The sequence below is a fragment of the Sandarakinorhabdus glacialis genome (genome assembly GCF_014643455.1).
GTDB classification, from domain to species: domain Bacteria; phylum Pseudomonadota; class Alphaproteobacteria; order Sphingomonadales; family Sphingomonadaceae; genus Sandarakinorhabdus; species Sandarakinorhabdus glacialis.
Genome location: NZ_BMJM01000004.1, coordinates 283,534 through 307,564, shown reverse-complemented (window position 1 = coordinate 307,564; position 24,031 = coordinate 283,534). Strand labels below are relative to the sequence as shown.

Genomic DNA, 24,031 nt, shown 5'->3' with positions numbered 1-24,031 from the left:
CCAAACAATGTTGCGGCGCTTATAGGCGCGGCAAAGCCAATGCGCCAAGCCTTGTCGAACGGGCGTGAAAGCCCCGGTTTGCGGCTCGATTGTGGGAATCTAATCACAGTGCCCCGAAATATTCCGGGAGATGCCGGCCGGGTGGTCGTTAATATCTGGGCGCGGCGATTGCGGGCTGATAGGATGAAACGATGATAGGGGCAGGCGAGTCGCGCGGGGACACACGCGCCATTACCATCAGCCGGATATTTCCGGCTGTCGGCGTGCGCCTGCTTGCGTCCTTCGCGGCGGCTTCGCTGGCGGCGATGCCCGTGCTCGCGGCCGGCACGACCAAGGCCCCCACGAAGCCGGTCAAGCAGCGCTTCAGCTTCGAAACCCCGGTCACGCCGTTCCAGTCGCCGGTCAGCGACGCATCGAAGTTCAGTTTCACGGCGGCCGGCACCGGTGCATCGAGCGCGCGCTTGCAGACGGTCGAACGCGCGTTCCGGTTCACGCCATCGGGGCAAAGCGACAACCGCAAGGCACTGTCGCTCGGCGTCAACACCCGGATGACGGCGGCGACCCCCGATCGTTCGCGTGCTGTCGTGCCGACCGAGACCCTGGCCGCCTTGCCGACGGCGTATGACGTCGACCTGACGGTGGCCTGGAAGGGCTTTGCCATCAACACCGGTTTCAGCCGTGCCGAACCGGCGCCGACGGCGTTGCTGGCGGGTCGCCGCGAAGCCGTCGATATTGGCGTCAGCTATCGCGGTCGCAACTGGCAGACGAGCCTCCAGGGCATTGCCGAGGAAAGTCAGCTGCTGTCGTTTGCGCCGATCGAGCGGCGTTATTCGGTCGAGCTCGAGGGCGCCTATTCGGTGGCGCCGCGGCTTTCGGTGACGGGCGGCGTGCGTTACAAGCTGGCGCCGACGGTGCCATCGCTGCTCGACATCGACGCCGCCGACCGGTCGGTGTATTTCGGCACCAACTTCGCTTTCTGAGCGCAATGACGGATAGTATTGCCGACAGCGCCGCCGATCGGCTGGGCACGGTTCACGAAACCATTGGGCGTACAGCGCGAAATTCCGGTCGCGCAGTTGCCGATATCGAGCTTGTCGCGGTCAGCAAGACCTGGCCGGCCGAGGCGATTTCGCCGCTTATTGCCGCCGGGCAGCGCAGCTTCGGCGAAAATCGCGTTGCCGAGGCGCAGGACAAATGGCCGGGCCTGCGGGCGGCGACCTCCGGCTTGCGGCTGCATCTCGTCGGGCAATTGCAGTCGAACAAGGCCGCCGAAGCGATCGCCTTGTTCGATGTCATCCATTCGGTCGACCGGCCGTCACTGGTAACGGCGCTCGGACGCGGCATCGCGGCGGCGGGCAAGGCGCCGGACTGTTTCATCCAGGTCAATATCGGCGCCGAGCCGCAAAAGGGCGGTTGCGCGATCGGTGACCTGTCCGGGCTGCTGGCGCTGGCACGCACCGAGCGGTTGCCGATCGCCGGATTGATGTGCGTGCCGCCTGCCGATACCGAAGCGGCGCCCTTTTTTGCACTATTACAAAAACTGGCGCGTGATCATGGTGTTGGCGGCCTCAGCATGGGCATGTCGGGCGACTATGAGACGGCCGTCATGCTGGGCGCGACTGTCGTTCGTGTCGGCAGTGCGCTGTTCGGCGGTCGACAGTAACTCAGCGCGCAGGCGGCGCTTCGGTGATTGGCTCGGGCGGCGGCAGGACCATCGCGGCTTCGAGCATGGCCAGTGCCTGTGACCCGGCCTGCAAGCGATCATAGGCGGCCAGCCAGTTGCTCAGCGCAGCTGGACGCGGCGAAGGCAGGCGGCGAAGTTGCGCTGCGGCACCGGCAATATCGCCGCGGGCGAGCGCCGCAGCGGCAGCATCGGGTGCAGCGGCGACGGCGCTGTCGGCAGGACGCGACACCGCCGAGCTGATGGTGCCGGTCAGCGCGTCCCACCAGGTCTGCCGCGGCGGCGCGATCGGCGCCGCCCCGATCGCCGGGCGCATCGCGTTGAAATCGCTGCGCAAGATGGCCAGGCTGACGGGCGCCGCACCGAGCGCGGTGATGGCCTTGACGGCGTCTGGATAGCGGTCCTCGAACGAACGGCGCAGCGCCGGGTCGAGCGTGCCGAACGGACGCCCGGCGTCGACCGTGCGGCGCGCGATGACCAGGACAAGCATGGCCTGCGCGCGGCTGGCGGCGGCGTTGGCGGTCGCCGTCGCCACTTCGGCACGCTCGCGGTCGGCGTCCAGGCGCGCGGCAAGGCCGGCAACGTCGCCGGTCAGCCCGTCGATGCGCTCGGCCTCGCGCGCCAGTTGGTCGGCGCCGGTTTCGATTTGGGCTTCGGTGCGGGCGAGGCGCTCGACGGGCACCGGTGCATCCGCCGGTCCGGTGCGGGCCTCGAGTTGGCGCAGGCGTTGCTCGAGGGCGGCGACTTCGGCTTCGGCGGCAGGTTCGACGACCGCGACGCCGGCAAACGGCAGCCGGCTGCGGACGCTGCGCTCGAACCACGGGTTGGCGATCAGGCCGGCGAGGAAAACGAACAGCAACGAAGCAATGACCCACGGCAAGATACTGCGGCCGGGTCGTTTTTCGGGCGCCAACGGTCGGCCGGAAAGCCGGGCGCGCAGCCGTTCGGTCGCGTCCAGGCTGGCGCGATCGACTTCGCCGCGATCGAAAGGCGCGTCCATGAAAGTCCCTCAGGGGTTGGTCGCCGCCTTTTGGCACGTCGCGCCGATTGCCGCCAGCAGTGCCTCTTCGGCGGGGTGCCCGGCGAGGGCGACGGCCCGCCAGCCGGAGCCGGCGGCGGCGCCGACAGCCTCGCTGACCGCGGCGATGGCGATGGCTGCGCGGGGGAAGCCGAGGCGGTCGCATTCGGCGGCGAAATGCGCAGCGGTGCGGGGGCTGTAGAGTAGGACCCAGTCGGCATCGGGGGTCACCGACAGCGGCATTAGCCGGGCGTGATAGACGACCAGGGTTTCAACAGTGAGCCCGGGGGGCACTTCGGCGGGGGTGCGGTGCGCGCCGGCGAGGTGGAGGATGTCGGTCAAGCCATTGGCCGCGGCTGTTTTCAACAGCGAAAACACGGTGCCGCCGCCATCGCGGATATCGATAAACCCGGCGGTGCGGGCGGCCGCGGCGGTGGCGGCGCCGACGGTGTAAACCGGCAGCGCATGGTAGGCGACGGCAGTTGGTCCGGCGAGGCGCGCAGCGGCGGCGCTGGTCAGCATGATGGCGGCGTGCGCCGTCTCGGGGGGTGCCCAGGCGACGGCTTCGGTGGCCAGCAGTGGTGATAATTGCGCTTTATGACCATGGGCTTGCAGGCGAGCGGCGCTCCTTTCGCCGCCGGGCAGTGGCCGGGTAACGAGAATCCGCATCAGGCCGAAAAAAGCGATCGCAGCGCCGGGCTGGCGTCTGCCAGCATGTCGGCGGCCAGTGCGGCGACGAGCGCCGGAGCGTCTTCAAGAGTCGATTCGAAGCCGCCTTGTTCGATCTCGGTGCCGTCCTCGGTCATGATCTCGGCGCGGAAATAGACCCGGCCACCGGCGATCGTGGCGAGCGCCGCGACTGGGCTGTGGCATGATCCGCCGAGCCCGCCGAGAAAGCCGCGCTCGAGGCTGACGGCGGAGAAGGTATTGATATCGTTGATCGCCGCCAGTAGCGGCGCGGTCGTCCAGTCGCCTTCGCGGGCGGTAATGCCGATGGCCCCCTGGGCGCTGGCGGGGAGCATGACGTCGATGGAAAGGGTGGCGCCGTCGGCATAGCCGAGGCGATCGAGGCCCGCGGCGGCGAGGATAGTGGCGTCGAGTTCGCCGCTGCCGACCTTGGCGAGGCGGGTGGCAACGTTGCCGCGGATGGTTTCGGTGCGCAGGTCGGGGCGGAGCGACAGGAGCTGGGCGGTGCGGCGGGGACTGGAGGTGCCGACGCGGGCGCCGTGTGGCAGGGCGTCGATGCTTTCGGCGCCGATCAGGCGTTCGCGAACGTCGGCGCGGGGCAGCATGGCGAGAAGGGCGATGCCGTCGCGTAATTGGGTCTCGACATCCTTCATCGAATGGACGCCGCAATCGATGCGGCCGTCGATGAGCGCGGCGTCGAGTTCCTTTGTCCACAAGGCCTTGCCGCCGATTTCGGCGAGCGGGCGGTCCTGGACGCGGTCGCCGGTGGTGGTGATGGCGACGATCTGGGCCACCTCCGGGCCCCAGCCATGGGCGGCGGTGAGGGCGGCGGCGACGAGGCGGGCCTGGACGAGGGCGAGCGGCGAGCCGCGGGTGCCGAGCTTGAATGAAGCGGGAGCTGGAGCCGTCATCGGGCGCTTGTTAGAGGGTATCTCGGGCTTGGCAAGGGCGGGCGGCCGGGTCGTTTGCACCCGCGAACGGGAAGTCCGGGGTATTCGGCGGGGTGTTTCGAGGCAAGGCGGCGGCCTGTTGGCGGCGACGGGCCTTTGCCGGATCGATTTTAGCCGGCGCCGCCGGATGGTTTTTCTATGCGCGGCTCCGTTTTGGCGAGCTTGTCGTCTGATTTCCGGCGGCGCAAAGCTGCAGCGACGGCGAATTGGATTTGATGTGGCGGATGGCGGCGAGATTTTGATGCAGGCGCCCGGCCCGGCCGGCAACCCGCTTTTGTCGGGACCCATCCTGCCGGTGCTGCTGCGCTTTGCGCTGCCCAACATGGGGGCGATGCTGGCCGGGTCGGTCGCGGCGGTGGCCGAGACGGCGTATGTCGGCGCGCTCGGCGTGCCGGCACTGGCTGGCATGGCGCTCGTGTTTCCGCTGGTGATGCTCCAGATGATGCTGTCGGCGGGCGCGATGGGCGGCGGCGTTTCGGGCGCGATCGCGCGGGCACTCGGGGCCGGCGATACCGACAAGGCCAATATCCTGGCGGTGCACACGATGTGGATCGGCATCATCATCGGCGGGTGCACGACGGTGTTGATGCTGACGCTGGCGCCGACGTTGCTGGCGGCGATCGGCGGGCGCGGCGAGGCGCTGCAACAGGCGGCGGCGTTCGCCAGCGTGGCGTTCGCCGGGTCGATCGGGGTGTGGCTGGTCAATCTGTTCGCGTCGGTGCTGCGCGGCGCCGGCAACATGGGGGTGCCATCGGTGACCCTGCTGGTGATGGCGATGGCGCAGGTGGCAATCGGCGGCGTGCTCGGGCTCGGGCTCGGGCCGATTCCGCGGCTCGGCATGCCCGGCGTGGCGGCGGGCCAGGTCGTGGCGGCGTCGCTGGGGGCGTTGTTCCTGTATTTCTACCTGCGGTCGGGCCGTGCCCGGGTGCGGCTGGTCTCGGTGCCGCTGGAGTGGCGGTATTTCGCCGACATATTGAGGGTCGGCGGCACGGCGTGCATCTCGCCGCTGCAAGTGGTGGCGACGATCGTCATCCTCAACGGTCTGGTCGCCAAGTTCGGCCCGACAGCGCTGGCCGGGTTCGGCATCGGCGTGCGGCTGGAATTCCTGCTGACGCCGATCTCGTTTGCGATCGGGGTCGCGTCGGTGCCGCTGGTCGGCACCGCGATCGGTGCCGGCATGGTGGCGCGGGCGCGGCGGGTGGCGTGGATCGCCGCGGGCGTGGCCAGCGGCGGGCTGGCGACGATCGGCGTCGTGCTGGCGATCTTCCCGGGCCTGTGGGCGACGATGTTCACCAGCGATCCGGCGACGCTGGCGACGACCTCGCAGTATTTTCGCTGGGTCGGGCCGGCCTATGGGTTTTTCGGGGCGGGCATCTGCCTGTATTTCTCGTCGATGCCGGCGGGGCGGGTCGGCGGCATGGTGCTGGCGGGGACGTTGCGGCTGGCGGTCGTCGCGATCGGCGGCTGGTGGCTGGTGTCGACCGATGCGCCGCTGTGGACGATCTTCGCGCTGATCGGCACGGCGCTGGTCGCATATGGCCTGGCGTCGGTGACGGCGATGGTGCGGACGTCTTGGGGGGAAGAGGCTGGCGGCGAAGAGGCTGGGGAGTCGACCCCCGGCCCGGCGAGGTCTATCAGCACCGGGTGAATGATCGCCTGATCCTGGGAATCGAATCGTCGTGCGACGAAACCGCCGTCGCGCTGGTACGCGGCGACCGGACGATCGTGGCGCAGCGCATCGCCAGCCAGGACGAGGCGCACCGGCCGTTCGGCGGCGTCGTGCCCGAACTGGCAGCGCGGGCGCACGCCGATCGGTTGACGCCGATGGTGGCGGAGGTGCTCGCCGAGGCGGGCGTCACGCTCGCCGATGTCGATGCGGTGGCGGCGACGGCGGGGCCGGGGCTGATCGGCGGCGTCATGGTCGGGCTGGTAACCGGTAAGGCGCTGGCGTGGGGCGCCGGCAAGCCGTTGCTGGCGATCAACCATCTCGAGGGCCATGCGCTGTCGCCGCGGCTGGCGGATGCGGGCCTGCAGTTCCCGTATTTGCTGCTGCTGGTTTCGGGCGGGCATTGCCAGTTGCTCGGGGTCGAGGGCGTCGGGCGCTATCGGCGGCTGGCGACGACGATCGACGATGCGATCGGCGAGGCTTTCGACAAGACGGCGAAGGTGCTCGGGCTCGGCTTTCCGGGAGGGCCGGCGGTCGAGCGGGCGGCGAAATCGGGCAATGCGAAGCGGTTTGCCTTGCCGCGCCCGTTGCTCGGCAGTGCCGAACCGCATTTTTCGTTCGCCGGGCTAAAATCGGCGGTGCTGAGGGCGTGGGCGGCGCTGCCCGACAAGACCGCGCAGGACCGCGATGATCTGGCGGCGGGTTTCCAGGCGGCGGCGACCGATTGCCTGATCGACCGGACCAGGCGGGCGATGACGGCGTTCCCGCAGGCGACGGCGCTGGTGGTGGCGGGCGGCGTGGCGTCGAACCAGCATATCCGGGGAGCGCTGGCGGGGTTGGCCGAGACGCAGGGATTGGGATTTGTCGCGCCGCCGTTGTGGCTGTGCACCGATAACGCGGCGATGATTGCCTGGGCGGGGGCCGAGCGGCTGGCGCTGGGTGATGCCGAACGCGAAGCGCTGGGGCTGGGCGATGGCATGGACACGCCGGCACGGCCACGGTGGCCGCTCGATCCGGGGGCGGAGGCGGTGCGGGGCGCGGGCGTGCGGGCGTAGGCGGATTGTTGCGGTGTTAGGAACAGAACAATGACCATCGGCGTGATCGGCGGCGGCGCTTGGGGGACGGCGCTGGCGCAGGTCCTCGCCGAGACCGAGCATGTCCTGTTGTGGGCGCGCGAGCCCGAGGTAATCTCGGGGATCAACGACGCCCACGAAAACCGCGACTTCCTGCCGGGGGTGACGCTCAGCCCGCGCATCCATGCGACCGGCGACATGGGCGAGTTGGCGCGCGTGTCGACCTGGCTGGTGGTGGCACCGGCACAGCATTTGCGGCGGGTGCTGGCGGCGAGTCCGCTCGAGCACCAGCCGACGTTGGTGTTGTGTGCGAAGGGCATCGAGGCCGGGTCGCTGCTGCTGATGGCCGAGGTTGTCGCCGATGTAGCGGGGGCGGATTTGCCGGTGGCGATCTTGTCCGGGCCGACCTTTGCCGGCGAAGTGGCGCGCGGCCTGCCGACGGCGGTGACGCTGGCGTGCGCCGACGAGGCCTTGGGCGAGACGCTGACGGCGCGGTTGGCGCGGCCGGCGTTCCGGCCGTATTATTCGGACGATGTGACCGGGGCGGAGATCGGCGGCGCGGTGAAGAACGTGCTGGCGATTGCCTGCGGGGTCGTCGAGGGCGCCGGGCTGGGGTTGAATGCACGGGCGGCGTTGATTGCGCGCGGCTTTGCCGAGATGACGCGCTTCGGGCTGGCACGGGGGGCGCGGGCGGAGACGCTGGCCGGCCTGTCAGGGCTGGGCGACCTCGTGCTGACGTGCTCGTCGCCGAACAGCCGGAATTTCACTTTGGGGCTGGGGATCGGGCGGGGGGAGACGGTGGCCGACTTGCTGGCGGCGACGCGGACAGTGGCGGAGGGCGCGTCGACCGCCCCGGTGCTGGTCGAGGCGGCACGCGCCGTCGGGGTCGAGATGCCGATCGCCGAAGGCGTGGCGGCGTTGCTGGCGGGGGCACCGATACGGGAGACGGTGGCGCGGTTGCTGGCGCGGCCGCTGAAGGCCGAATAGCGGGGCAGTGAAGGCGGAGCCGGACACGCCGGAACGCCGACTTCGGGTCAGCGCTGCTTCTTGGTCAGGGTCGCGGTGAAATCGGGGTCCTTTTTCGCGACCCAGTCGACGAATTTGCGCACGCCGGGTTCGGCCAGCAGCCCTTCCACGTCCATGCCGTGACGTTGCAGCTCCGAATTGGTGAAGTTGGCGATCAGCATCTGCTGGCAGATGGGGTGCATGGGAACGACATCGCGCCCGCCGCGGCTCTTGGGCACGGGATGATGCGCGATGACGGTCTTGCCGGTCAGACGGCCACAGAGCCAGCAGGGCGGCGCCACCACCGGCGGCTCCTGTTCGGCTTGCAGGTCGCCGTAGGGATCCTGTCTCGACTGTCTGCGGGCCATGCGTCTGCCTGATTTCTGAAGATGCGCCGCCTGCCTATAGCGGAGCGGTCCGTAATGACACACCAGCCTTTTCGGCGTGGGGGGGCTCGCGGTTGTCGGCGCCGACGCAACAGCGGCCAGGGCGTCAGAAATCGACGGCGATACCGCCTTTTTCCCAGTCGCCGTAGCGGACGGGGTCGAGACCGGGGCGGCCTCCGACTTCCTTTGGTTCGGGCGCAGGGGGCGGGGTTTCGGGCTTTACCGGCTCCACGGGTTTTTCGTCGGTCATCAGATGAATTTCCGGAATAGGCGCGGGTGCGCTAGGTGGCGGACAGAATAGGCGTGCTTGGACGCCGGCGGAAGGGGCAGCGGCATCGTGGCAGGATCGTTCGAGGACAGGGTGATCGCGGTGACCGGCGCCGGTAGCGGCATCGGGCGGGCGCTGGCGATCGACCTGGCGGGCAAGGGCGCGGTGCTGGCGCTCGCCGACATGGATGCTGTGGGGCTGGCCGAGACGAAGCGGTTGCTGGGCAATCGGCCGGCTAGCGTGACGGTGCTCGATGTAACCGATACGGCGGCGCTGGCGGCGTGGGTCGATGGGGCGGCGGCCGAATTCGGGCGGCTCGACGGGATCATCAACAATGCCGGACTGTCCGTGGTGGCGCCGTTCGCCGATTGTCCGCGCGAGGATTTCAACCGGGTGATGGCGGTGAATTTCGGCGGGGTTGTGGAGGGTTGCCGGGCGGCGATTCCGCATCTGCGGAAAGCTGACCGGGCGTGGCTGGTGAATATCTCGTCGGTGTTCGGGATGATGGGTTATCCGACGCAAAGTGCTTATAATGCCTCGAAATATGCCGTGCGCGGCCTGACCGAGGCGCTGTATCTCGAACTGGGGGTGACCGACCCGAACATCTGCGTCATCCGGGTGCATCCGGGCGGTGTCAGCACCAATGTGGCGCGGAATTCGAAGCGCATTGCCGGCATGCCGGGACAACGGACGGACCTTGATTTTGCCGCGGAATTCGAGAAAGCGGCAAAGACGACGCCCCAGCAGGCAGCTGCGATCATCGTCGCGGGCATGGAAAAGCGGCAGCACCGGGTGCTGATCGGGTCCGATGCGCGATTCATCGACTTGATGACGCGGCTGTTTCCGGTCAATTATTTCAAGCGCATCGGCGCATTCATTGGAGGCGGTAATCGCTAGTTTCGAACCCCGGGCGCAGAAGGAAAAGCCGGTCCAGGCGACGCAAGGCGTGCCGGCGCGTAAGGGGGCGTTGCGGCTGTTGATGGCGGTGCTCGGGCGCGGGTCGCCCCTGGAACTGGCGATCGATTCGAGCCTCGATGGCATCACCATGGCCAATGATCGCGCGCTGGCGCGGCATCTGGCGTCGACGGTGCTCCGCTGGTTGCCCGACCTCGATGCGCTGATCGATTCGGCGACGCCAAAGCCGTTGCCCGACGATGCACGGGCGCGGATGGTGCTGCGGATCGCGCTGGCGGGCTGGCTGAAGCTGGGCACGCCGCAGCACGCCGCGGTAGCGACGGCGTTGCCGCTGGTCGAGGGTGGCCCGCGGCGGCTGGTGCATGGCGTGCTCGGCAATCTGATGCGCGGCGAGGCGATCCTGCCCGAAGTGCCGCATCTGCCGGATCTGTTCGCGATCCGCTGGGCGATGGATTGGGGTCCGGAAGTGGCCGAGGCGGCGGCGCGATCGCTGGCCGAGGAGCCGGCGACCGATTTGACGCTGCGCGATCCGGCCGAGACGGCGAAATGGGCCGAGGCGCTGGGCGGGGTTTCGCTGCTGCCGGGGCATGTGCGGGTGCGGCGTCACAAGGAGCTGGGCGGGGCCCTGACCGAATGGCCGGGGTTCGCCGAGGGTGCCTGGTGGGTGCAGGATGTGGCGGCGAGCCTGCCGGTGCGATTGCTGGGGGCGCAGGCGGGCGAATCGGTGCTCGACCTGTGCGCGGCGCCGGGCGGCAAGACGTTGCAATTGGCGGCGCTGGGGGCCGAGGTGACGGCGGTCGATGTGTCGGAGGCGCGGCTCGAACGGGTGCGCGAGAATCTGGCGCGGACGAGGCTGTCGGCGACACTGGTGGTCGGCGACGCGCTGCGCTGGGAGCCGGGGCGGCTGTTCGACCGGATTTTGCTCGATGCGCCGTGTTCGGCGACGGGGATTTTTCGGCGGCACCCCGATGTGCTGCATCTGAAGGGCTCGCGCGACCTGACGCCGCTGACGTTGTTGCAGGCGGCGTTGCTGCGGCGGGCGGCGGCGTGGCTGAAGCCGGGCGGGACGCTGGTTTACGCCACCTGCTCGCTCGATCCGCGCGAGGGCGAGCGGGTCGCCGAGCGGGTGGTGGCGACGCTGCCGCGGACGCCGTTCGCGGCGGACGAACTGCCGCTGGGGCTCGAGGCGACCGCTGATGGCTGGCTGCGGACGTTGCCGGGAATGCTCGAGAACGAAGGCGGCATGGACGGGTTTTTCATCTCGCGGTTTCGCAAACTGGCGTGAACAGCCATGCTTGAAGATCGGCGGACGCGATTGTTTGCCGCCATGCTTTCGGCGAATGCAGGCTTTGTCGACGCGGTCGGGTGGCTGACATCGGGCGGGCTGTTCGTGTCGTTCATGAGCGGCAACGTCACCAAGGTCGGGCTGGGGCTGGCCGGGCGCCTCGGCAATCTGGCGCTGGGTGCCGGCCTGATCACCGCCTTCGTCGGCGGTGTGGTCGCCGGATCGCTCGTCGGCCGCGCCGCCGGCAAACGCCAGCGCGCCGGCGTGCTGTGGCTGGTGACGGGGATGCTGGCCGTGGCGGCGCTCGGTCTCGAGCTGGGCCTGATGGTGCCCGCCGTACTGGTGCTGGCGGCGAGCATGGGCGCCAAGAATACGGTCTTTGCCGAAAACGGCGAGGTGAAGGTCGGCCTGACCTATATGACCGGGGCGCTGGTCCGGGTCGGCAAGCGCATCGCCACCGCCATCCTCGGCGGCGACCGGCTGGGGTGGGTGGCACCGGCGACGCTGTTCCTCGGCATGGTGGCAGGCGCCATGCTCGGCGGCATCACCCAGATGGCGATCGGATCGCGCGCCTTGTGGGTCGCGAGCGGCGTGATGCTGGCGCTGACCCTGTACGCTCGCGCCTTGCCGGGCGGCAGAGAAGACGCGCTCGCGGTCGACGAGCCGATTTAGGCGCAGCGGCCCTACCCGGCGGTGGCCGGCGCTGCTAGAGCATCCGGATGCAACAAGCCGTCCGCATCGCTCCCTCCATCCTGTCGGCCGATTTTTCCCGATTGGGCGAGGAGATCCGCGCCCTCGAGGCCGCCGGCGCCGATTATATCCATGTCGATGTCATGGACGGGCATTTCGTGCCCAACATCACGATAGGCCCGATGGTGGTCAAGGCGATCCGGCCGCACACGTCGCTGGTCATGGACGTCCATTTGATGATCTCGCCGGCCGACCCGTATCTCGATGCGTTCGCCGACGCGGGGGCCGATATATTGACCGTCCACCCCGAGGCGGGACCGCATCTGCACCGCTCGATCCAGCGCATCAAGGGGCTGGGCAAGAAGGCGGGCGTGTCGCTCAACCCCGCGACGCCGGCCAAGATGCTCGACTATGTGCTCGAGGATATCGACCTGGTGCTGGTGATGAGCGTCAACCCGGGGTTCGGCGGGCAAAGCTTCATCGACAGCCAATTGCGCAAGATCGAGGCGATCCGCAAGGCAATCGACAAGACCGGCAAGGTGATCGACCTGCAGGTCGACGGCGGCATCGACCAGGTCACCGCGGTCGCGGCGATTTCGGCGGGCGCCGATGTGCTGGTTGCCGGCACCGCGACGTTCAAGGGTGGCCCCGGCCAGTATGCCGCCAATATCGCCGGCCTGCGCGGATAAATGGCCAAGCGCGCAGATCCGCCGGACGACGATTTCGACACCGGGGACGACGGCGGGCGCCTGTTGCGCGTCGGCGGCGGGCACGGACTGTCGCTGTCGGAACGGTTGGCGGCGCGGGTCAGTGCTTCGCTGTATGCGACGCCGCTGCACCGGTTGCGACTGCGCGGGCGCTTCCCGCTGAAATTGCTCGGGGTCCCGGAGGATCCGGTGCCGGGCGACGCGGGCGTCGGCGAACGGATTGCGGCGGGGCGGATGGTCCATGCCGGGCAGACGGTGATGGTGCGCGCCATCGATTTCACCGAGCGGGCGCACGGCGCCGCGTGGCGCGACTGGGCCAATGGCTGGGACTGGCTGCGCGACCTCGCGGCGCACACTTCCGATCGCAAGGCCGGCGCGGCGGTCGCGGAACCGATCGTGAAATGCTGGCTGGCGCAGTTCGGCGATTTCAACGCCGATGCCTGGCGTGCCGATGTCACCGGCCGGCGATTGCTGTTCGCGCTTGGGCATGCGCCGCTGATCCTGTCGTCGAGCGACCAGGTTTATCGGTCGGCGGTGCTTTCGGCGCTGGCGACCTGGGCGCGGCATCTCGACCGGGCGGCGTTCCGGTTGCCCGACGGGATGCCCAAGGCCTGGGCGCTGGCCGGGCTATATGCCGCCGGCGTGCTGATTCCGGGCGGCGAGGCGCGGACCGCCAGGGCCATGGCCGGGCTGGACAATCTGCTGGGCGCGCTGGTGTTGCCCGATGGCGGCATCGCGACGCGGGCGCCGGTCGATGCGCAGGCGCTGGCGGAACTGCTGTTGTTCGCGGCCGGCTGCTGCCCGGCGGTGTCGCTGCGGGCGCCGCCATTGTTTGCCAATACGCTGTCGCGACTGGTGCCCAATTTGCGCGGGCTGGCACTTGGCGACGGCATTGTCGGGGCGTGGCACGGCGGCGCGGCGATGGCGCCGGCACGGCTGGACATGCTGGCGAAGCGATCCGCCACCGGCGCGGCGCTGACCCGCGGCGGGCGCTGGTCGGGCTATCACCGGCTGTCGGCGGCGAAAACAATTGTCGTCGTCGATGCGGGACCACCGCCGCTCGCGCGCGTCGCGGCAGGCGGCCATGCCGGGACGCTGGCGTTCGAATTGAGCGACGGGTCCGAGCGGGTGATCACCAATTGCGGTGGCAGCCGGGGTTTGCTGGTGCCGTTGTCGCCGGCGCTGGCGGCGGGCCTGCGGACGACATCGGCGCATTCGACGCTGACCATCGCCGATACCAACAGCACGCGCATCCGCGATGCGGGTACCGGCACGGGCGAGGTGGGCGCGCTCGGGGTCGGCGTCGAGGAAGTGACGTGCCAGGTGCGCGGCAGCGAGCAGGGCCAGTGGCTCGAGGCCGGGCACGACGGCTATGCGCGGCGATTCGGCATGATGGTGGCGCGGCGGCTGTTCCTGTCGCCCGATGGCCAGGACCTGCGCGGCGAGGACGTCATCGAGCCGGCGCCCAAATCGGGATTCCAGCGCCGTCCGGAGCGCGATTTCGCCGTGCGGTTCCACCTCGGGCCGGGGGTTGCGGCGACACCGACGGCGGATGGCGCGGGCGCGCTGCTCAAGCTGCCGCTGGGCCGCGTCTGGGCGATGAAGACGCGCAGCGGGGCGGTGACGATCGAGCCGTCGCTGTGGATCGATCCGGCCGGCACGGTTCACAAGACCCAGCAACTGGTGATATCCGGCCGTACCGACAAGGCGGCGGCCAGCATCGGCTGGAGCTTTCGGCGCGCCGGCAAATAGAGAGACGAAGATGAGTGACACTGTAGTAATTCGCCGGGCCCTGCTGTCGGTGAGCGACAAGAGCGGGCTGGAAGCACTGGCGGCGGCATTGGTGCGGCACGGCGTCGAGCTGGTTTCGACCGGCGGCACGGCGGCGGCACTGCGCGGTTACGGCCATGACGTGCGCGATGTCGCCGAATTGACCGGCAGCCCCGAGATGATGGACGGCCGGGTCAAGACGCTGCACCCGCGGGTCCATGGCGGCCTGCTGGCGCTGCGCGGCGACGCGGCGCATGTGGCGGCGATGGCCGACAACGGCATCGTGCCGATCGACCTTGCGGTGATCAATCTCTACCCGTTCGCAGCGACGGTGGCGAAGGGCGCGGCGCGGGACGAGATCATCGAGAATATCGATATCGGCGGCCCGGCGATGGTGCGGTCGTCGGCGAAAAACCACGGCGACGTGGCGATCCTGACCGATCCCGGCCAGTATGCCGAACTGATCGCGGCGCTCAATGCCAATGACGGCGCGACCGACCTCGCGCTGCGCAAGCGGCTGGCGGCAGCAGCGTTCGCCCATACCGCGGCCTATGACGCCGCGGTCGCAAGCTGGTTCGCCTTTGCCGACCAGGGCGAGCAGTTCCCGGCGGTGCTGCCGGTGGCGCTGACGCGGGCCGACACGCTGCGTTATGGCGAGAACCCGCACCAGTCGGCGGCGCTGTATTTGCCGCAGACCGGCGCGCGCGGCGTCGCAGCGGCGCGCCAGGTGCAGGGCAAGGAACTCAGCTACAATAATCTCAACGATGCCGATGGCGCGCTCGAGCTGATCGCCGAATTTCGCGACAGCGGGCCGGCGTGTGCGATCATCAAGCATGCCAATCCGTGCGGCGTCGCGACGGGAACGACGCTGGCGGAGGCGTACAGAGCGGCGTTCGATTGCGACCCGGTTTCGGCGTTCGGCGGGATCATCGCCGTCAACGGCCGGCTCGATGGCCCGACCGCGGAAGCGATCGCCGGCATCTTCACCGAGGTGGTGATCGCGCCGGATGCCGATGGCGACGCGCTGGCGGTGTTTGCGGCCAAGAAGAATCTGCGGCTGTTGCTGACCGGCGAATTGCCCGATCCGCGGCGGCCAGGGTTGACGCTGCGCCAGATCGGCGGCGGCATGCTGGTGCAGTCACGCGACAACGGCGCGGTTTCTCGCGGCGATTGCCGGGTGGTGACGAAGCGCGCGCCGACCGAGGCCGAATGGGCCGACATGCTGTTCGCCTGGACCGTGGCGCGGCACGTGAAATCGAACGCCATCGTCTATGCGAAGGACGGCGCGACAGCGGGTATCGGCGCCGGGCAGATGAGCCGGCTCGATTCGACGCGAATCGCGGCAGTAAAGGCCGGCGATGCGGCGCGGACGGCGGGTTGGCCGGAGGCGCGGACGATCGGCAGCGCCGTGGCGTCGGACGCGTTTTTCCCGTTCGCCGACGGCCTGATCTCGGCGGCCGAGGCCGGGGCGACGGCGATCATCCAGCCGGGCGGGTCGATTCGCGATGCGGATGTCATCGCAGCGGCGGACGAGCGCGGCCTGGCGATGGCGTTCACCGGGATGCGGCATTTCCGACACTGATAATCGGATGAATGGGGTCTGGGGCCTGCGGCCCCAGCCGCCGGAGGCCCTGATGCTCGCCGGAGGCCCTTAGCTATAGAGCGCCAACCGGGCCATGTCGGGCATCAGTTTTTTCCGGGCGATGGTGAGCTTTGTCACCGGCGCCGCTTCGTCCTGGAAACGCGATGGGGTCATGCCGACGAAGGTCTTGAATTCGCGGATGAAGTGCGACTGGTCGTAGAAGCCGGCGCCGAGATCGGCCCAATTGTCGGCCTCGGCGTTGCCGATCCGGACGGCGGCGCCGAGGGCGCGGTATTTGCGCGCCAGCAGTTTCGGCGAGGCGCCGTAGATGCGCTTGGCCATGCGTTCGACCGAGCGCGCCGACATGCCCGACGCGCGGACGAGGGCGTCGACATCGGGGTTGGCGGTGCCCGTCAGCCATTGGTCGGTCATGCGGGTAAACCACAGCGGCGACTTGCGGGCGCGGGCGAGCAGGCAGAGGAAAAAAGCGTCGGCGGCACGGACGCGGGCGGCGTCGTCGCAGGCAATTGCCATGTTGGCGACGACCTCGTCGGCGCAATTGCCGACGACGTCGGTCAGGTCGACCGCGTCATCGGCGAGGCGATCGGCGGGTTCACCGATAAGCTCGGCCCAGCCTTGCGGCAGCAGGCCGACGCCGAACAGGTGCAACGGGCCATTCGCGACGAAACGGACATGGCCGCTGGTCGGTCCTTGCAGCATGGCTTGGGTCGCGCGGCGAACCTTGCCGTTCGCGTAGTAATTATACGCAGAGCCGACCGTCGCAATGCGAATCTGCGGGAGTTCGGCACGCATCATGTCGCTAAAAACCGGCAGGTTCGATTCGAACCAGTAATAGGAGGAAAGATACGGCCTGAGCTCCGGTGAAGGAGCGAAATAGCGAATACTGACCACGGGACGTTGCCCCTTGCGACGCGATTATATCGACAGTGTATCGACTAGATTTGTTACAGGCAACACCCATGTTTTGGGGCAGCGCATGGGGATAGCCTCCATAAAAAAGCGGCCCGGGCAGGAAAGCCTGCTCCGGGCCGTTAGTAAGAGATGCGTGGTGAGGACCGATCGCCCTGACGACGCTCCCTTCGGGTCGCATTGCCGTAGTAGTCGGGGGCCAAACGAAAAGATTGTAAGTTTCCGACAAAACGACGTTGGACGGCGTCGAGTCCTGGCCAATTGCAGCAAATCGACTCGACCAGCCTCCGACCCGACTGCGACGGTTCGCGCGGCGCGCCCTGCGCTTGATTCTTGAGTATGGCTTTATTGTTGGTCCGCGACAGGATATGGCGTTGCTCGCCGGTGCGTATGCCGGCCTGTGAGCGGTAGAATCGATCAGCACGACGCGCGTTATTCAGAACGGCTACTCTTGCCGCTGCGGAACCGGCGGGGCATGAGGGGCGTGGAGACCAGAATGGATTACGAAGCCCACTTCCAGGCCGCGCTCGACGGCCTCAAGGAACGCGGAAATTACCGCGTCTTTGCCGAATTGCAGCGCCACAAGGGCCAGTATCCGCGCGCCACGCGCCACACCGACACCGGCACGCAGGAAGTCACCGTCTGGTGCTCCAACGACTATCTCGGCATGGGCCAGCACCCTGCCGTCATCGAGGCGATGCACGACGAGCTCGACCGTTCGGGCGCCGGCGCCGGCGGCACGCGCAACATATCGGGCACCATGCACGTCCATCGCCAGCTCGAGATCGAGCTCGCCGACCTGCACGGCAAGGAAGACGCGCTGCTGTTCACCTCGGGCTATGTCTCGAACTGGGCAGCGCTCGGCACGCTGGCGGCCAAGCTGCCGAACTGCGTCGTGCTGTCCGATGCGCTCAACCATGCCTCGATGATCGAGGGCATCCGCCACAGCCGCGCCGAGTGCCTGAAGTTCCGCCACAACGACGTCGAGGACCTCGACCGGCTGTTGTCATCGGTCGAACCCGGCCGCCCCAAGCTGGTGGCGTTCGAGAGCGTGTATTCGATGGACGGCGACATCGCCCCCATCAAGGACATCATCGAGGTCGCCGAAAAGCACGGCGCCATGACCTATATCGACGAAGTCCATGCCGTCGGCATGTATGGGCCGCGCGGCGGCGGCGTCGCCGAACGCGAGGGCCTGATGGACCGGTTGACGGTCATCGAGGGGACGCTCGGCAAGGCGTTCGGTGTCGTCGGCGGCTATATCGCCGGGTCACGTGCGATGTGCGATTTCGTTCGCAGCTTTGCCTCGGGGTTCATTTTCACCACCGCGCTGCCGCCGGCGATCGCCGCCGGTGCGTTGGCCAGCGTCCGGCATCTCAAGGCCTCGCCGTTCGAGCGCAAGCGCCAGCAGGAGCGCGTCGCCAAGGTGCGCTCGGCGCTGCGCGCGATGGGCATCCCGCAAATCGAGAACCCCAGCCACATCATCCCGGTGATGGTCGGCGACGCCAAGAAGGCCAAGATGATCAGCGACTGGCTGATGGAAAATCATGGCATCTATGTGCAGCCGATCAACTATCCGACCGTCCCCGTCGGCACCGAGCGGCTGCGAATCACCCCCGGCCCGGTGCACTCGGACGACGATATCGACCGGCTGGTGAAGGCGCTCAGCGATATCTGGGGCCAGTGCGCGCTTCACCGCATCGAGGCGGCCGCCTGACCCGCTAGACGATCGATTCGGCGTGCCTTGTGCCGGGTGCGCGCTCGGTAGCGAGCTCGCTCCCGGCCGCCGCGATCAGCTCGAACGACCGCAGCCGCTCGCGGTGGTCATAGACATCGGAGACGATCATCAGCTCGTCGGCACCGGTCTCGGCGATCAATGCCCGCAACCCGTCACGGACGGTTTCCGGCGAGCCGACGATCGACCGCGCCAGCATGCCGCCGGCCTGGGCCTTTTCGATCGGCGTCCAGTAGGTTTCGATATCGTCGATCGGCGGCTGGCTGAGGGTGCGCGCGCCGCGGAAGATATTGGCGAACGACATCTGCTGGGTGGTCGCCAACCGGCGCGCCGCGGCATCGGTCTCGGCCGCGACGATGTTGACGCCGACCATAGTGTGCGGCCGCGCCAGTTGCGCCGAAGGCTTGAAGCGCGCGCGATAGATTTGCAGCGCCGGCAGAAGCAGGTCGGGGGCGAAATGCGAGGCGAACGCATAGGGCAGGCCGAATTCGGCTGCCAGTTGCGCGCCATAGGTGCTCGAACCGAGAATCCACAGCGGTACGTCGGTGCCCGCGGCGGGCACGGCCTGGACACGCTGGCCCGGCTGCACCGGCTGGAAATAGGCCTGCAGCTCGAGCACGTCGCGCGGGAAATCATCGGCATCAGTCAGCGTCCGGCGCAGCGCGCGCACCGTCAGCTGGTCGGTGCCCGGCGCGCGGCCAAGGCCGAGGTCGATGCGGCCGGGATATAGCCTTGCCAACGTGCCGAACTGTTCGGCGATGATGATCGGCGCGTGGTTGGGCAGCATGATGCCGCCGGCACCGACGCGAATGGTGCTGGTGCCGGCGGCGATATGCGACAGCACGATCGATGTCGCCGCGCTGGCAATGCCGGCCATGTTGTGGTGCTCGGCGACCCAGAAGCGCTGGTAGCCCCAGTTTTCGGCATGGCGCGCAAGGTCGCGGGCGTTGTCGATGGCGCCGCGCGCATCGGTGGTTTCGGTGACGCGAACAAGATCGAGAATGGACAAGGCGGTCATAGGATCTACCCGAGGTTGACCCGGGATATAGGCGCGTGCTCCGACTATCGCCATGCCTCGGCGGGATAGACCGGGCGCGGCGTTTCCATCGCCCCGACAAGCCAGCCTATCAGCTGGCCGGCGACAAATGCGCCGTCTCGGCAACGGGGGTCAGCGGGCGGCCAGTCTCGAACCAGGCGATGAGATTGTCGGCCACGAGACTGCCCATGGCGTTGCGGGTGGCGAACGACCCCGATCCGATATGCGGCAACAGCACCGTGTTGGGCAGTGCGATCAAGGCCGCCGGAACGCGGGGCTCGTCGTCATAGACGTCGAGGCCGGCGGCGAGGATGACGCCGGTCTGCAGCGCGGCAATCAGCGCCGGCTGGTCGACCAGACTGCCGCGCGAGACGTTGACCAGCACGCCGCCGGGACCGAGCGCCGCCAGCACCGCGGCGTCCACGATATGGCTCGTCGCCGGGCCGCCGGGGGCCAGCACGATCAGCACGTCCGACGCAGCGGCGAGTTCGATCGCGGTGGCGTGAAAGGCATAGTGGGCGCCGGGCTGCCGCGACCGCCCATGATAGGCGACTTCGACATCGAACGCCGCCAGCCGCCGCGCCACCGCCTTGCCGATGCGGCCCAGCCCGATGATGCCGACGCGGCGTCCGCGCAGGGTGGCGGACAGGGGAAACGACCGCTCGGTCCAGCGGCCTTCGCGCAGATAGCGATCGGCCTGCGGAATCTGCCGCAAGGTTGCCAGCAACAGCCCCAGCGTCAGGTCGGCGACTTCCTCGTCGAGGACGCCCGGCGTGTTGGTGACGATGACGCCGCGCGCCGCCGCGCCTGCTGCGTCGACATTGTCATAGCCTACGCCGAAGCTGGCAATGATCTCGAGCCCCGGCAGCCGGTCGAGCAGCGCGGCATCGACGCGCCCGAACAGGGTGCTGACGGCAAGGCCGCGAATTCGCAGTCCCGTTTCATCCAGGAACGCCGCCTTGTCGGGCTGTTCCCACAGGTGGTGGACACGGAATCGCGCCGCCAGCGCGTCCATGACGACCGGGAGCATCGGCGCGGCGATCAGTATCTCGGGCTGGCTCATGCCGCCTGTATAGCCGCCGGGTCGCCGGGTCGGCCAGCCAGCGCTTTACAACGACCGCTCGTATATCCGGTAGGTCCGCGTCACCTTGCTCTCGATGGCATCGGCAATCGATCGCATCGGGCCATTGTCGTCGAGTATCCAGCCGATCTCGCCTTCGATCGCGCCGAACTTCTCGACTGCATCGCGGCGGATATATTCGATCATCTGGAACGCCATCAACGACGCCACCCGGTGTCCCTGCAGGCTTTTCCGAATGCCCATCAGCGGCACCCGCAGCCGCTTGACCTGTGGTTTGCGCAGTCGCCACAAGAGTTTCGCCCAGCCGAACGGGAATAGCCGGCCGCCCAGATCGCGCGTCAACTCGTTGATATCGGGCAGCGAGATCAGGAACCCCACCGGTACCCCCTCATATTCGGCGATCCGGATCAGGTCTTCATAAACGATCGCCTTCAGCTTCTTGCCGACATGGGCAACCTCGGCCGGCGTCAATGGCACGAAGCCCCAATTGGTCGACCAGGCATCGTTCAGTATGTCGAGGATCAGCGCCGCTTCCTCGGCAAAGCGCGACTTGTCGACCCGCCGCGTCACCAGCTTGGAGTTGCGCTCGCTTGCCGCGACGATGCGCTGGACGATCTCGGGAAACGGCTTGTCGATCGACAGCCCCCAGGTGTGCATGTCCTTGACGCCGACATAGCCGCGCGCCTCGATCAGCCGCCGGTAATAGGGCAGGTGATGCCCCATCATCACCGTTGGCGGTTGCCCAAAGCCATCGACGAGCAACCCCGGCTCGTCCCAGATCGACAGGCTGAACGGCCCCTGCGCCCGCGTCATGCCTTCGCCGCGCAGCCAGTCCTCGGCGGTCTGCAGCAGCGCATCGGCGACAATCTGGTCGTCGACACATTCGAACATCCCCCAATGCCCGGTACCGGCGCCCATATATTCGAGCACGAGCGTGTCGACCTGCGCCGAAATCCGCCCGACGACATCGCCGCCCTCCTCGGCCAGCCACATGACCGCGCGGCCGTGCTCGAACCAGGGATTGCCCTTGATGCCGCCGATCAATGCATGGACCTCGGCCCGCAGCGGCGGCACGAAATTGGGGTCGTTGGCGTACAGGCGGTAAGGCAGTTCGACGAACCGCACCCTGTCGGCGGCGCTCTCGACCGCGATGATTTTCAACATTCCCACGTCCCCGATGCGCAATCCGCAGCGCTACCGGCCCATTGCGGCCAAAATGGGCCACTTCGGGGCGGGGCTCATTCCTCGGTACGAATCAACACCGCTTCGCCGATCAGCAGGAACAGCACGAACGGCGCCCAGGCCGCCATCACCGGCGGCACGGCGCCAAAATTTCCCATCGCCAGCATGAAGTTGTCGGCGACGAAGAATGCAAACCCCAGGAACATGCCGATCACCGCGCGCACGAACAACCGCCCCGACCGCGCCAGCCCGAACGCCGCTACCGCCCCCAGCAACGGCATCAGCACCGTGGATAGCGGCCCCGAGATCTTGTGCCAAGCCGCCGCCACCAGCGTATCCACTGGCTTGCCCGCGGCGCGCTGCTCGGCGATCTGCGGGCGCAATTCCCACAGCGGCAGGAACGCCGGGTTGATGCTCGTCGTGGTGAACTGGCGCGGCACCACCACGCTGGCGAAATCGAGCGTCGGCGCCGTCTTTACCGTCCCGCTCGCCACGTCGAAGCTGCGCGCATTGGCCAGCCGCCAGCCGTCCGCCACCGGCTGCGCCGTATCGGCCATGACGATGCGCACCAGCCTGTTGTCGACCCGGTCGTAAATGGTGACGCCCTTGAGCAAGGTCGCATCGCCGACACCCGCCACGCTCGTCGCCCGGAACAGGTCGTCGCCGCCCCTCACCCAGCTCTCCTGCACCGGCGTCGATGCCGCCGGGGTGCGCCGATATTCATTGTCCTGCCACGCCTTCAGCTGCGCTGTCGCCCGCGTCGTTACGGCCTCGTTGAAGGCGAAATTGCCGACCGCGATGACGAACGCCGCGATGAACAACGGCGCCAGGATCTGATGCGCCGAAATCCCGGCTGCCTTGAAGATCACCACTTCGCTGTTCTGGTTGAGCGTCGCCAGCGTCACCAGCGTCGCCAGCAGCACCGAGAACGGCAGGAACAGCTGCACCAGCTGCGGCACGCGCAGGCTGACATAGGTCCATAGCTCGGCCTCGCCATTGCCCGCCGCCGCCAGGATCTTTCCCGATTCGCCGAGCAGGTCGAGTGATTCGAGGATGACGATCAGCCCGATCAGGAACGCCGCCGATCGCACGACGAACATCTTCGCCGTGTACCAGGCAATCGTGTTGGACGGGAACATGCGCATCGGCCTAACCCGCCGACAGGGCGTCGTCGCGCCAGTTCTCGCGCTTCACCACGCGCGCTGCAAAGCCGCGCAGCACCGTGCCGACCTTGGCCGCCCAGCGATCGAGCGCACCAATCGGCTGGCCGCCCGGCACATAGGCCAGCGTCCGGTACAGCCACAGCGACGCGGCGATGAACACCGCAAACGGCAGCCACTGCGCCAGCACCGGATCGACCCGCCCCAGGCTGCCCATCCGCTCGCCATATTCGGTCATCTTGTGGAAGGTCACCAGCCCGATGAGCGCGATGAACACCCCCAGCGCCGACGTGCTGCGCTTGGGCGGCACCCCCAGCGCCACCGCGAGGAAGGGCAGCACGAACATCACCAGGCACTGCACCAGCCGCCGGTTGAATGTCGCGCTGGCATCGCGCCGCGCCTCGGGGGTCGCCTCGGCGTCGAACATCATCCGTCCCAGTTCGGGCAGTGTCTTTTCCAGATTGCCCTCGCCGCGTTTCCGAAAGGCTCCCATCGTGGGCAAATTCACCGGCAGGTCGTGCTGGACGAAGGTCAGCACCCGCGGCACGCCCGCCGGATTGGCATTGTGCACCAGCGTGCCGTTGCGCAGCCGCAGCAGGATGACGTCGGGATCGTCGGTCGACAGGAACGTGCCGCTTGCTGCGGTCACCGCGACGCTTTCGCCGTTCTTGCCGGCGGCGCGCACGAACAGCCCGCGCAGATCGGCGCCCTGGTTCTTGCTTTCCTCGACGCGCAGCGTGATGCCCTTGCCCAGCACGGCGAATTCGCCGACCTTGATCGACGCCCCCAGCGCTCCCGATCGCAGCTCGAAACGCAAATTTTCATAGGCATAGCGCGACACCGGCTGCAGGAACCCGACAATGCCGAAATTGATGCAGGCGAACAGCAGCGCGATCAGCATCGGCACCCGCAGCAGCCGGTTATAGCTGATCCCCACCGCCCGCAGCGCATCGAGCTCCGAGGTCGTCGCGAGTTTGCGGAACGCCATCAATATGCCCATCATCACGCCGATCGGGATCCCGAGCGACAGATATTCCGGCAGCAGATTGCCGAGCATCCGCCATACGACGCTGACCGGGCCGCCTTCGTTCATGACGAAATCGAACAGCCGCAACATGCGATCGAGCAGCAGCAGCATCGCGGCGATAACCAGCGATGCCAGCAAGGGCACGATGATCAACCGCGCGAGGTAGCGATCAAAACGGGCAAGCACGATCAAGGCGG

At 68.0% G+C, this 24,031-nt stretch carries 23 protein-coding genes; 12 read left to right on the top strand and 11 right to left on the bottom strand.

The features are described 5' to 3' along the window. The first annotated feature begins 191 nt into the window (after positions 1 to 191). Together IEW98_RS08060 and IEW98_RS08055 are read left to right on the top strand one after the other, a co-directional pair. Positions 192 to 980 (top strand): hypothetical protein, encoded by a 789-nt coding sequence (locus IEW98_RS08060; protein WP_188762410.1) that lies wholly within the window; start codon positions 192 to 194, stop codon positions 978 to 980. Between the two features lie 5 nt (positions 981 to 985). Continuing rightward, complete coding sequence (locus tag IEW98_RS08055) at positions 986 to 1,663, top strand: YggS family pyridoxal phosphate-dependent enzyme (RefSeq protein ID WP_188762409.1); 678 nt, start codon at positions 986 to 988, stop codon at positions 1,661 to 1,663. A gap of 1 nt (position 1,664) precedes the next feature. On the opposite strand, the gene IEW98_RS08050 is transcribed toward IEW98_RS08055, so the two are convergent. From IEW98_RS08050 to hemC, 3 genes are read right to left on the bottom strand one after another with little or no spacing between them, the layout of a single operon-like run. Beyond that, positions 1,665 to 2,681 carry a hypothetical protein gene (locus IEW98_RS08050; RefSeq protein ID WP_188762408.1) on the bottom strand — a complete coding sequence of 339 codons (1,017 nt, stop codon included), beginning with the start codon at positions 2,679 to 2,681 and terminating at the stop codon, positions 1,665 to 1,667. A 9-nt stretch (positions 2,682 to 2,690) separates the two neighbouring features. After that, positions 2,691 to 3,368: a uroporphyrinogen-III synthase gene (locus IEW98_RS08045; RefSeq protein ID WP_188762407.1), complete on the bottom strand. Its 678-nt coding sequence runs from the start codon at positions 3,366 to 3,368 to the stop codon at positions 2,691 to 2,693. Next, positions 3,368 to 4,297, bottom strand: a complete 930-nt coding sequence (hemC, locus tag IEW98_RS08040) for a hydroxymethylbilane synthase (protein WP_188762406.1) — start codon at positions 4,295 to 4,297, stop codon at positions 3,368 to 3,370. Before hemC ends, IEW98_RS08045 begins: the two co-directional genes overlap by 1 nt. 280 nt (positions 4,298 to 4,577) lie before the next feature. On the opposite strand from hemC, the gene IEW98_RS08035 reads away from it, so the two are divergent. The 3 genes from IEW98_RS08035 to IEW98_RS08025 are packed head-to-tail and all read left to right on the top strand — an operon-like array spanning position 4,578 to position 8,062. Next, positions 4,578 to 5,984 (top strand): MATE family efflux transporter, encoded by a 1,407-nt coding sequence (locus IEW98_RS08035; RefSeq protein WP_188762405.1) that lies wholly within the window; start codon positions 4,578 to 4,580, stop codon positions 5,982 to 5,984. After that, on the top strand, positions 5,981 to 7,057 hold the full coding sequence (tsaD, locus tag IEW98_RS08030; protein ID WP_188762404.1) for a tRNA (adenosine(37)-N6)-threonylcarbamoyltransferase complex transferase subunit TsaD: 1,077 nt from the start codon (positions 5,981 to 5,983) through the stop codon (positions 7,055 to 7,057). The genes IEW98_RS08035 and tsaD overlap by 4 nt, the downstream gene beginning before the upstream one ends. Before the next feature lie 30 nt (positions 7,058 to 7,087). Then, positions 7,088 to 8,062: an NAD(P)H-dependent glycerol-3-phosphate dehydrogenase gene (locus IEW98_RS08025; RefSeq protein WP_188762403.1), complete on the top strand. Its 975-nt coding sequence runs from the start codon at positions 7,088 to 7,090 to the stop codon at positions 8,060 to 8,062. 47 nt (positions 8,063 to 8,109) lie between these two features. On the opposite strand, the gene IEW98_RS08020 is transcribed toward IEW98_RS08025, so the two are convergent. Then, the gene (locus IEW98_RS08020; RefSeq protein ID WP_188762402.1) at positions 8,110 to 8,448 is read right to left on the bottom strand and encodes a hypothetical protein; all 339 of its coding nucleotides are present in this window, start codon (positions 8,446 to 8,448) and stop codon (positions 8,110 to 8,112) included. Between the two features lie 124 nt (positions 8,449 to 8,572). Further along, complete coding sequence (locus IEW98_RS08015) at positions 8,573 to 8,716, bottom strand: DUF1674 domain-containing protein (RefSeq protein WP_188762401.1); 144 nt, start codon at positions 8,714 to 8,716, stop codon at positions 8,573 to 8,575. Between the two features lie 87 nt (positions 8,717 to 8,803). Between IEW98_RS08015 and IEW98_RS08010 the strand changes: the two genes are divergently transcribed. From IEW98_RS08010 to purH, 6 genes are read left to right on the top strand one after another with little or no spacing between them, the layout of a single operon-like run. Further along, positions 8,804 to 9,631 carry an SDR family NAD(P)-dependent oxidoreductase gene (locus IEW98_RS08010; protein ID WP_188762400.1) on the top strand — a complete coding sequence of 276 codons (828 nt, stop codon included), beginning with the start codon at positions 8,804 to 8,806 and terminating at the stop codon, positions 9,629 to 9,631. After that, positions 9,612 to 10,934: an RsmB/NOP family class I SAM-dependent RNA methyltransferase gene (locus IEW98_RS08005; protein WP_371870760.1), complete on the top strand. Its 1,323-nt coding sequence runs from the start codon at positions 9,612 to 9,614 to the stop codon at positions 10,932 to 10,934. The genes IEW98_RS08010 and IEW98_RS08005 overlap by 20 nt, the downstream gene beginning before the upstream one ends. A 6-nt stretch (positions 10,935 to 10,940) precedes the next feature. After that, on the top strand, positions 10,941 to 11,606 hold the full coding sequence (locus IEW98_RS08000) for a YoaK family protein (RefSeq protein ID WP_188762399.1): 666 nt from the start codon (positions 10,941 to 10,943) through the stop codon (positions 11,604 to 11,606). A gap of 47 nt (positions 11,607 to 11,653) precedes the next feature. After that, positions 11,654 to 12,313 carry a ribulose-phosphate 3-epimerase gene (gene rpe / locus IEW98_RS07995; RefSeq protein ID WP_188762398.1) on the top strand — a complete coding sequence of 220 codons (660 nt, stop codon included), beginning with the start codon at positions 11,654 to 11,656 and terminating at the stop codon, positions 12,311 to 12,313. Then, the gene (locus tag IEW98_RS07990) at positions 12,314 to 14,083 is read left to right on the top strand and encodes a heparinase II/III family protein (RefSeq protein ID WP_188762397.1); all 1,770 of its coding nucleotides are present in this window, start codon (positions 12,314 to 12,316) and stop codon (positions 14,081 to 14,083) included. Between the two features lie 10 nt (positions 14,084 to 14,093). Next, positions 14,094 to 15,683 (top strand): bifunctional phosphoribosylaminoimidazolecarboxamide formyltransferase/IMP cyclohydrolase, encoded by a 1,590-nt coding sequence (gene purH / locus IEW98_RS07985; protein WP_188762396.1) that lies wholly within the window; start codon positions 14,094 to 14,096, stop codon positions 15,681 to 15,683. 69 nt (positions 15,684 to 15,752) lie between these two features. Here the strand turns inward: purH and IEW98_RS07980 are convergent, their stop codons facing one another. Continuing rightward, positions 15,753 to 16,595, bottom strand: coding sequence for a helix-turn-helix domain-containing protein (locus tag IEW98_RS07980; protein WP_188762395.1), 843 nt, complete (start codon positions 16,593 to 16,595; stop codon positions 15,753 to 15,755). Between the two features lie 514 nt (positions 16,596 to 17,109). Here IEW98_RS07980 and hemA point away from each other — a divergent pair. After that, on the top strand, positions 17,110 to 18,330 hold the full coding sequence (gene hemA, locus IEW98_RS07975) for a 5-aminolevulinate synthase (protein ID WP_188762394.1): 1,221 nt from the start codon (positions 17,110 to 17,112) through the stop codon (positions 18,328 to 18,330). A 4-nt stretch (positions 18,331 to 18,334) separates the two neighbouring features. Here hemA and IEW98_RS07970 read toward each other — a convergent pair whose 3' ends face one another. The 5 genes from IEW98_RS07970 to IEW98_RS07950 all read right to left on the bottom strand — a co-directional run bounded on the left by IEW98_RS07970 (position 18,335) and on the right by IEW98_RS07950 (position 24,020). After that, positions 18,335 to 19,366, bottom strand: a complete 1,032-nt coding sequence (locus IEW98_RS07970; protein ID WP_188762393.1) for an LLM class flavin-dependent oxidoreductase — start codon at positions 19,364 to 19,366, stop codon at positions 18,335 to 18,337. A gap of 109 nt (positions 19,367 to 19,475) precedes the next feature. Further along, positions 19,476 to 20,447 carry a 2-hydroxyacid dehydrogenase gene (locus IEW98_RS07965; protein ID WP_188762392.1) on the bottom strand — a complete coding sequence of 324 codons (972 nt, stop codon included), beginning with the start codon at positions 20,445 to 20,447 and terminating at the stop codon, positions 19,476 to 19,478. Between the two features lie 45 nt (positions 20,448 to 20,492). Beyond that, positions 20,493 to 21,629, bottom strand: coding sequence for an N-acetyltransferase (locus IEW98_RS07960; protein ID WP_188762391.1), 1,137 nt, complete (start codon positions 21,627 to 21,629; stop codon positions 20,493 to 20,495). A 74-nt stretch (positions 21,630 to 21,703) separates the two neighbouring features. Next, positions 21,704 to 22,792: an LPS export ABC transporter permease LptG gene (lptG, locus tag IEW98_RS07955; protein ID WP_188762390.1), complete on the bottom strand. Its 1,089-nt coding sequence runs from the start codon at positions 22,790 to 22,792 to the stop codon at positions 21,704 to 21,706. Between the two features lie 4 nt (positions 22,793 to 22,796). Further along, positions 22,797 to 24,020, bottom strand: a complete 1,224-nt coding sequence (locus IEW98_RS07950; protein ID WP_243450637.1) for an LptF/LptG family permease — start codon at positions 24,018 to 24,020, stop codon at positions 22,797 to 22,799. Positions 24,021 to 24,031 lie beyond the last annotated feature (11 nt).

Coding starts and splice junctions, on each gene's coding strand:
- IEW98_RS08060 (WP_188762410.1), top strand. CDS start 192: ATGATAGGGGCAGGCGAGTCGCGCGGGGACACACGCGCCATTACCATC.
- IEW98_RS08055 (WP_188762409.1), top strand. CDS start 986: ATGACGGATAGTATTGCCGACAGCGCCGCCGATCGGCTGGGCACGGTT.
- IEW98_RS08050 (WP_188762408.1), bottom strand. CDS start 2,681: ATGGACGCGCCTTTCGATCGCGGCGAAGTCGATCGCGCCAGCCTGGAC.
- IEW98_RS08045 (WP_188762407.1), bottom strand. CDS start 3,368: ATGCGGATTCTCGTTACCCGGCCACTGCCCGGCGGCGAAAGGAGCGCC.
- hemC (WP_188762406.1), bottom strand. CDS start 4,297: ATGACGGCTCCAGCTCCCGCTTCATTCAAGCTCGGCACCCGCGGCTCG.
- IEW98_RS08035 (WP_188762405.1), top strand. CDS start 4,578: ATGCAGGCGCCCGGCCCGGCCGGCAACCCGCTTTTGTCGGGACCCATC.
- IEW98_RS08025 (WP_188762403.1), top strand. CDS start 7,088: ATGACCATCGGCGTGATCGGCGGCGGCGCTTGGGGGACGGCGCTGGCG.
- IEW98_RS08020 (WP_188762402.1), bottom strand. CDS start 8,448: ATGGCCCGCAGACAGTCGAGACAGGATCCCTACGGCGACCTGCAAGCC.
- IEW98_RS08015 (WP_188762401.1), bottom strand. CDS start 8,716: ATGACCGACGAAAAACCCGTGGAGCCGGTAAAGCCCGAAACCCCGCCC.
- IEW98_RS08000 (WP_188762399.1), top strand. CDS start 10,941: ATGCTTGAAGATCGGCGGACGCGATTGTTTGCCGCCATGCTTTCGGCG.
- rpe (WP_188762398.1), top strand. CDS start 11,654: ATGCAACAAGCCGTCCGCATCGCTCCCTCCATCCTGTCGGCCGATTTT.
- IEW98_RS07990 (WP_188762397.1), top strand. CDS start 12,314: ATGGCCAAGCGCGCAGATCCGCCGGACGACGATTTCGACACCGGGGAC.
- purH (WP_188762396.1), top strand. CDS start 14,094: ATGAGTGACACTGTAGTAATTCGCCGGGCCCTGCTGTCGGTGAGCGAC.
- hemA (WP_188762394.1), top strand. CDS start 17,110: ATGGATTACGAAGCCCACTTCCAGGCCGCGCTCGACGGCCTCAAGGAA.
- IEW98_RS07970 (WP_188762393.1), bottom strand. CDS start 19,366: ATGACCGCCTTGTCCATTCTCGATCTTGTTCGCGTCACCGAAACCACC.
- IEW98_RS07965 (WP_188762392.1), bottom strand. CDS start 20,447: ATGAGCCAGCCCGAGATACTGATCGCCGCGCCGATGCTCCCGGTCGTC.
- IEW98_RS07960 (WP_188762391.1), bottom strand. CDS start 21,629: ATGTTGAAAATCATCGCGGTCGAGAGCGCCGCCGACAGGGTGCGGTTC.
- lptG (WP_188762390.1), bottom strand. CDS start 22,792: ATGCGCATGTTCCCGTCCAACACGATTGCCTGGTACACGGCGAAGATG.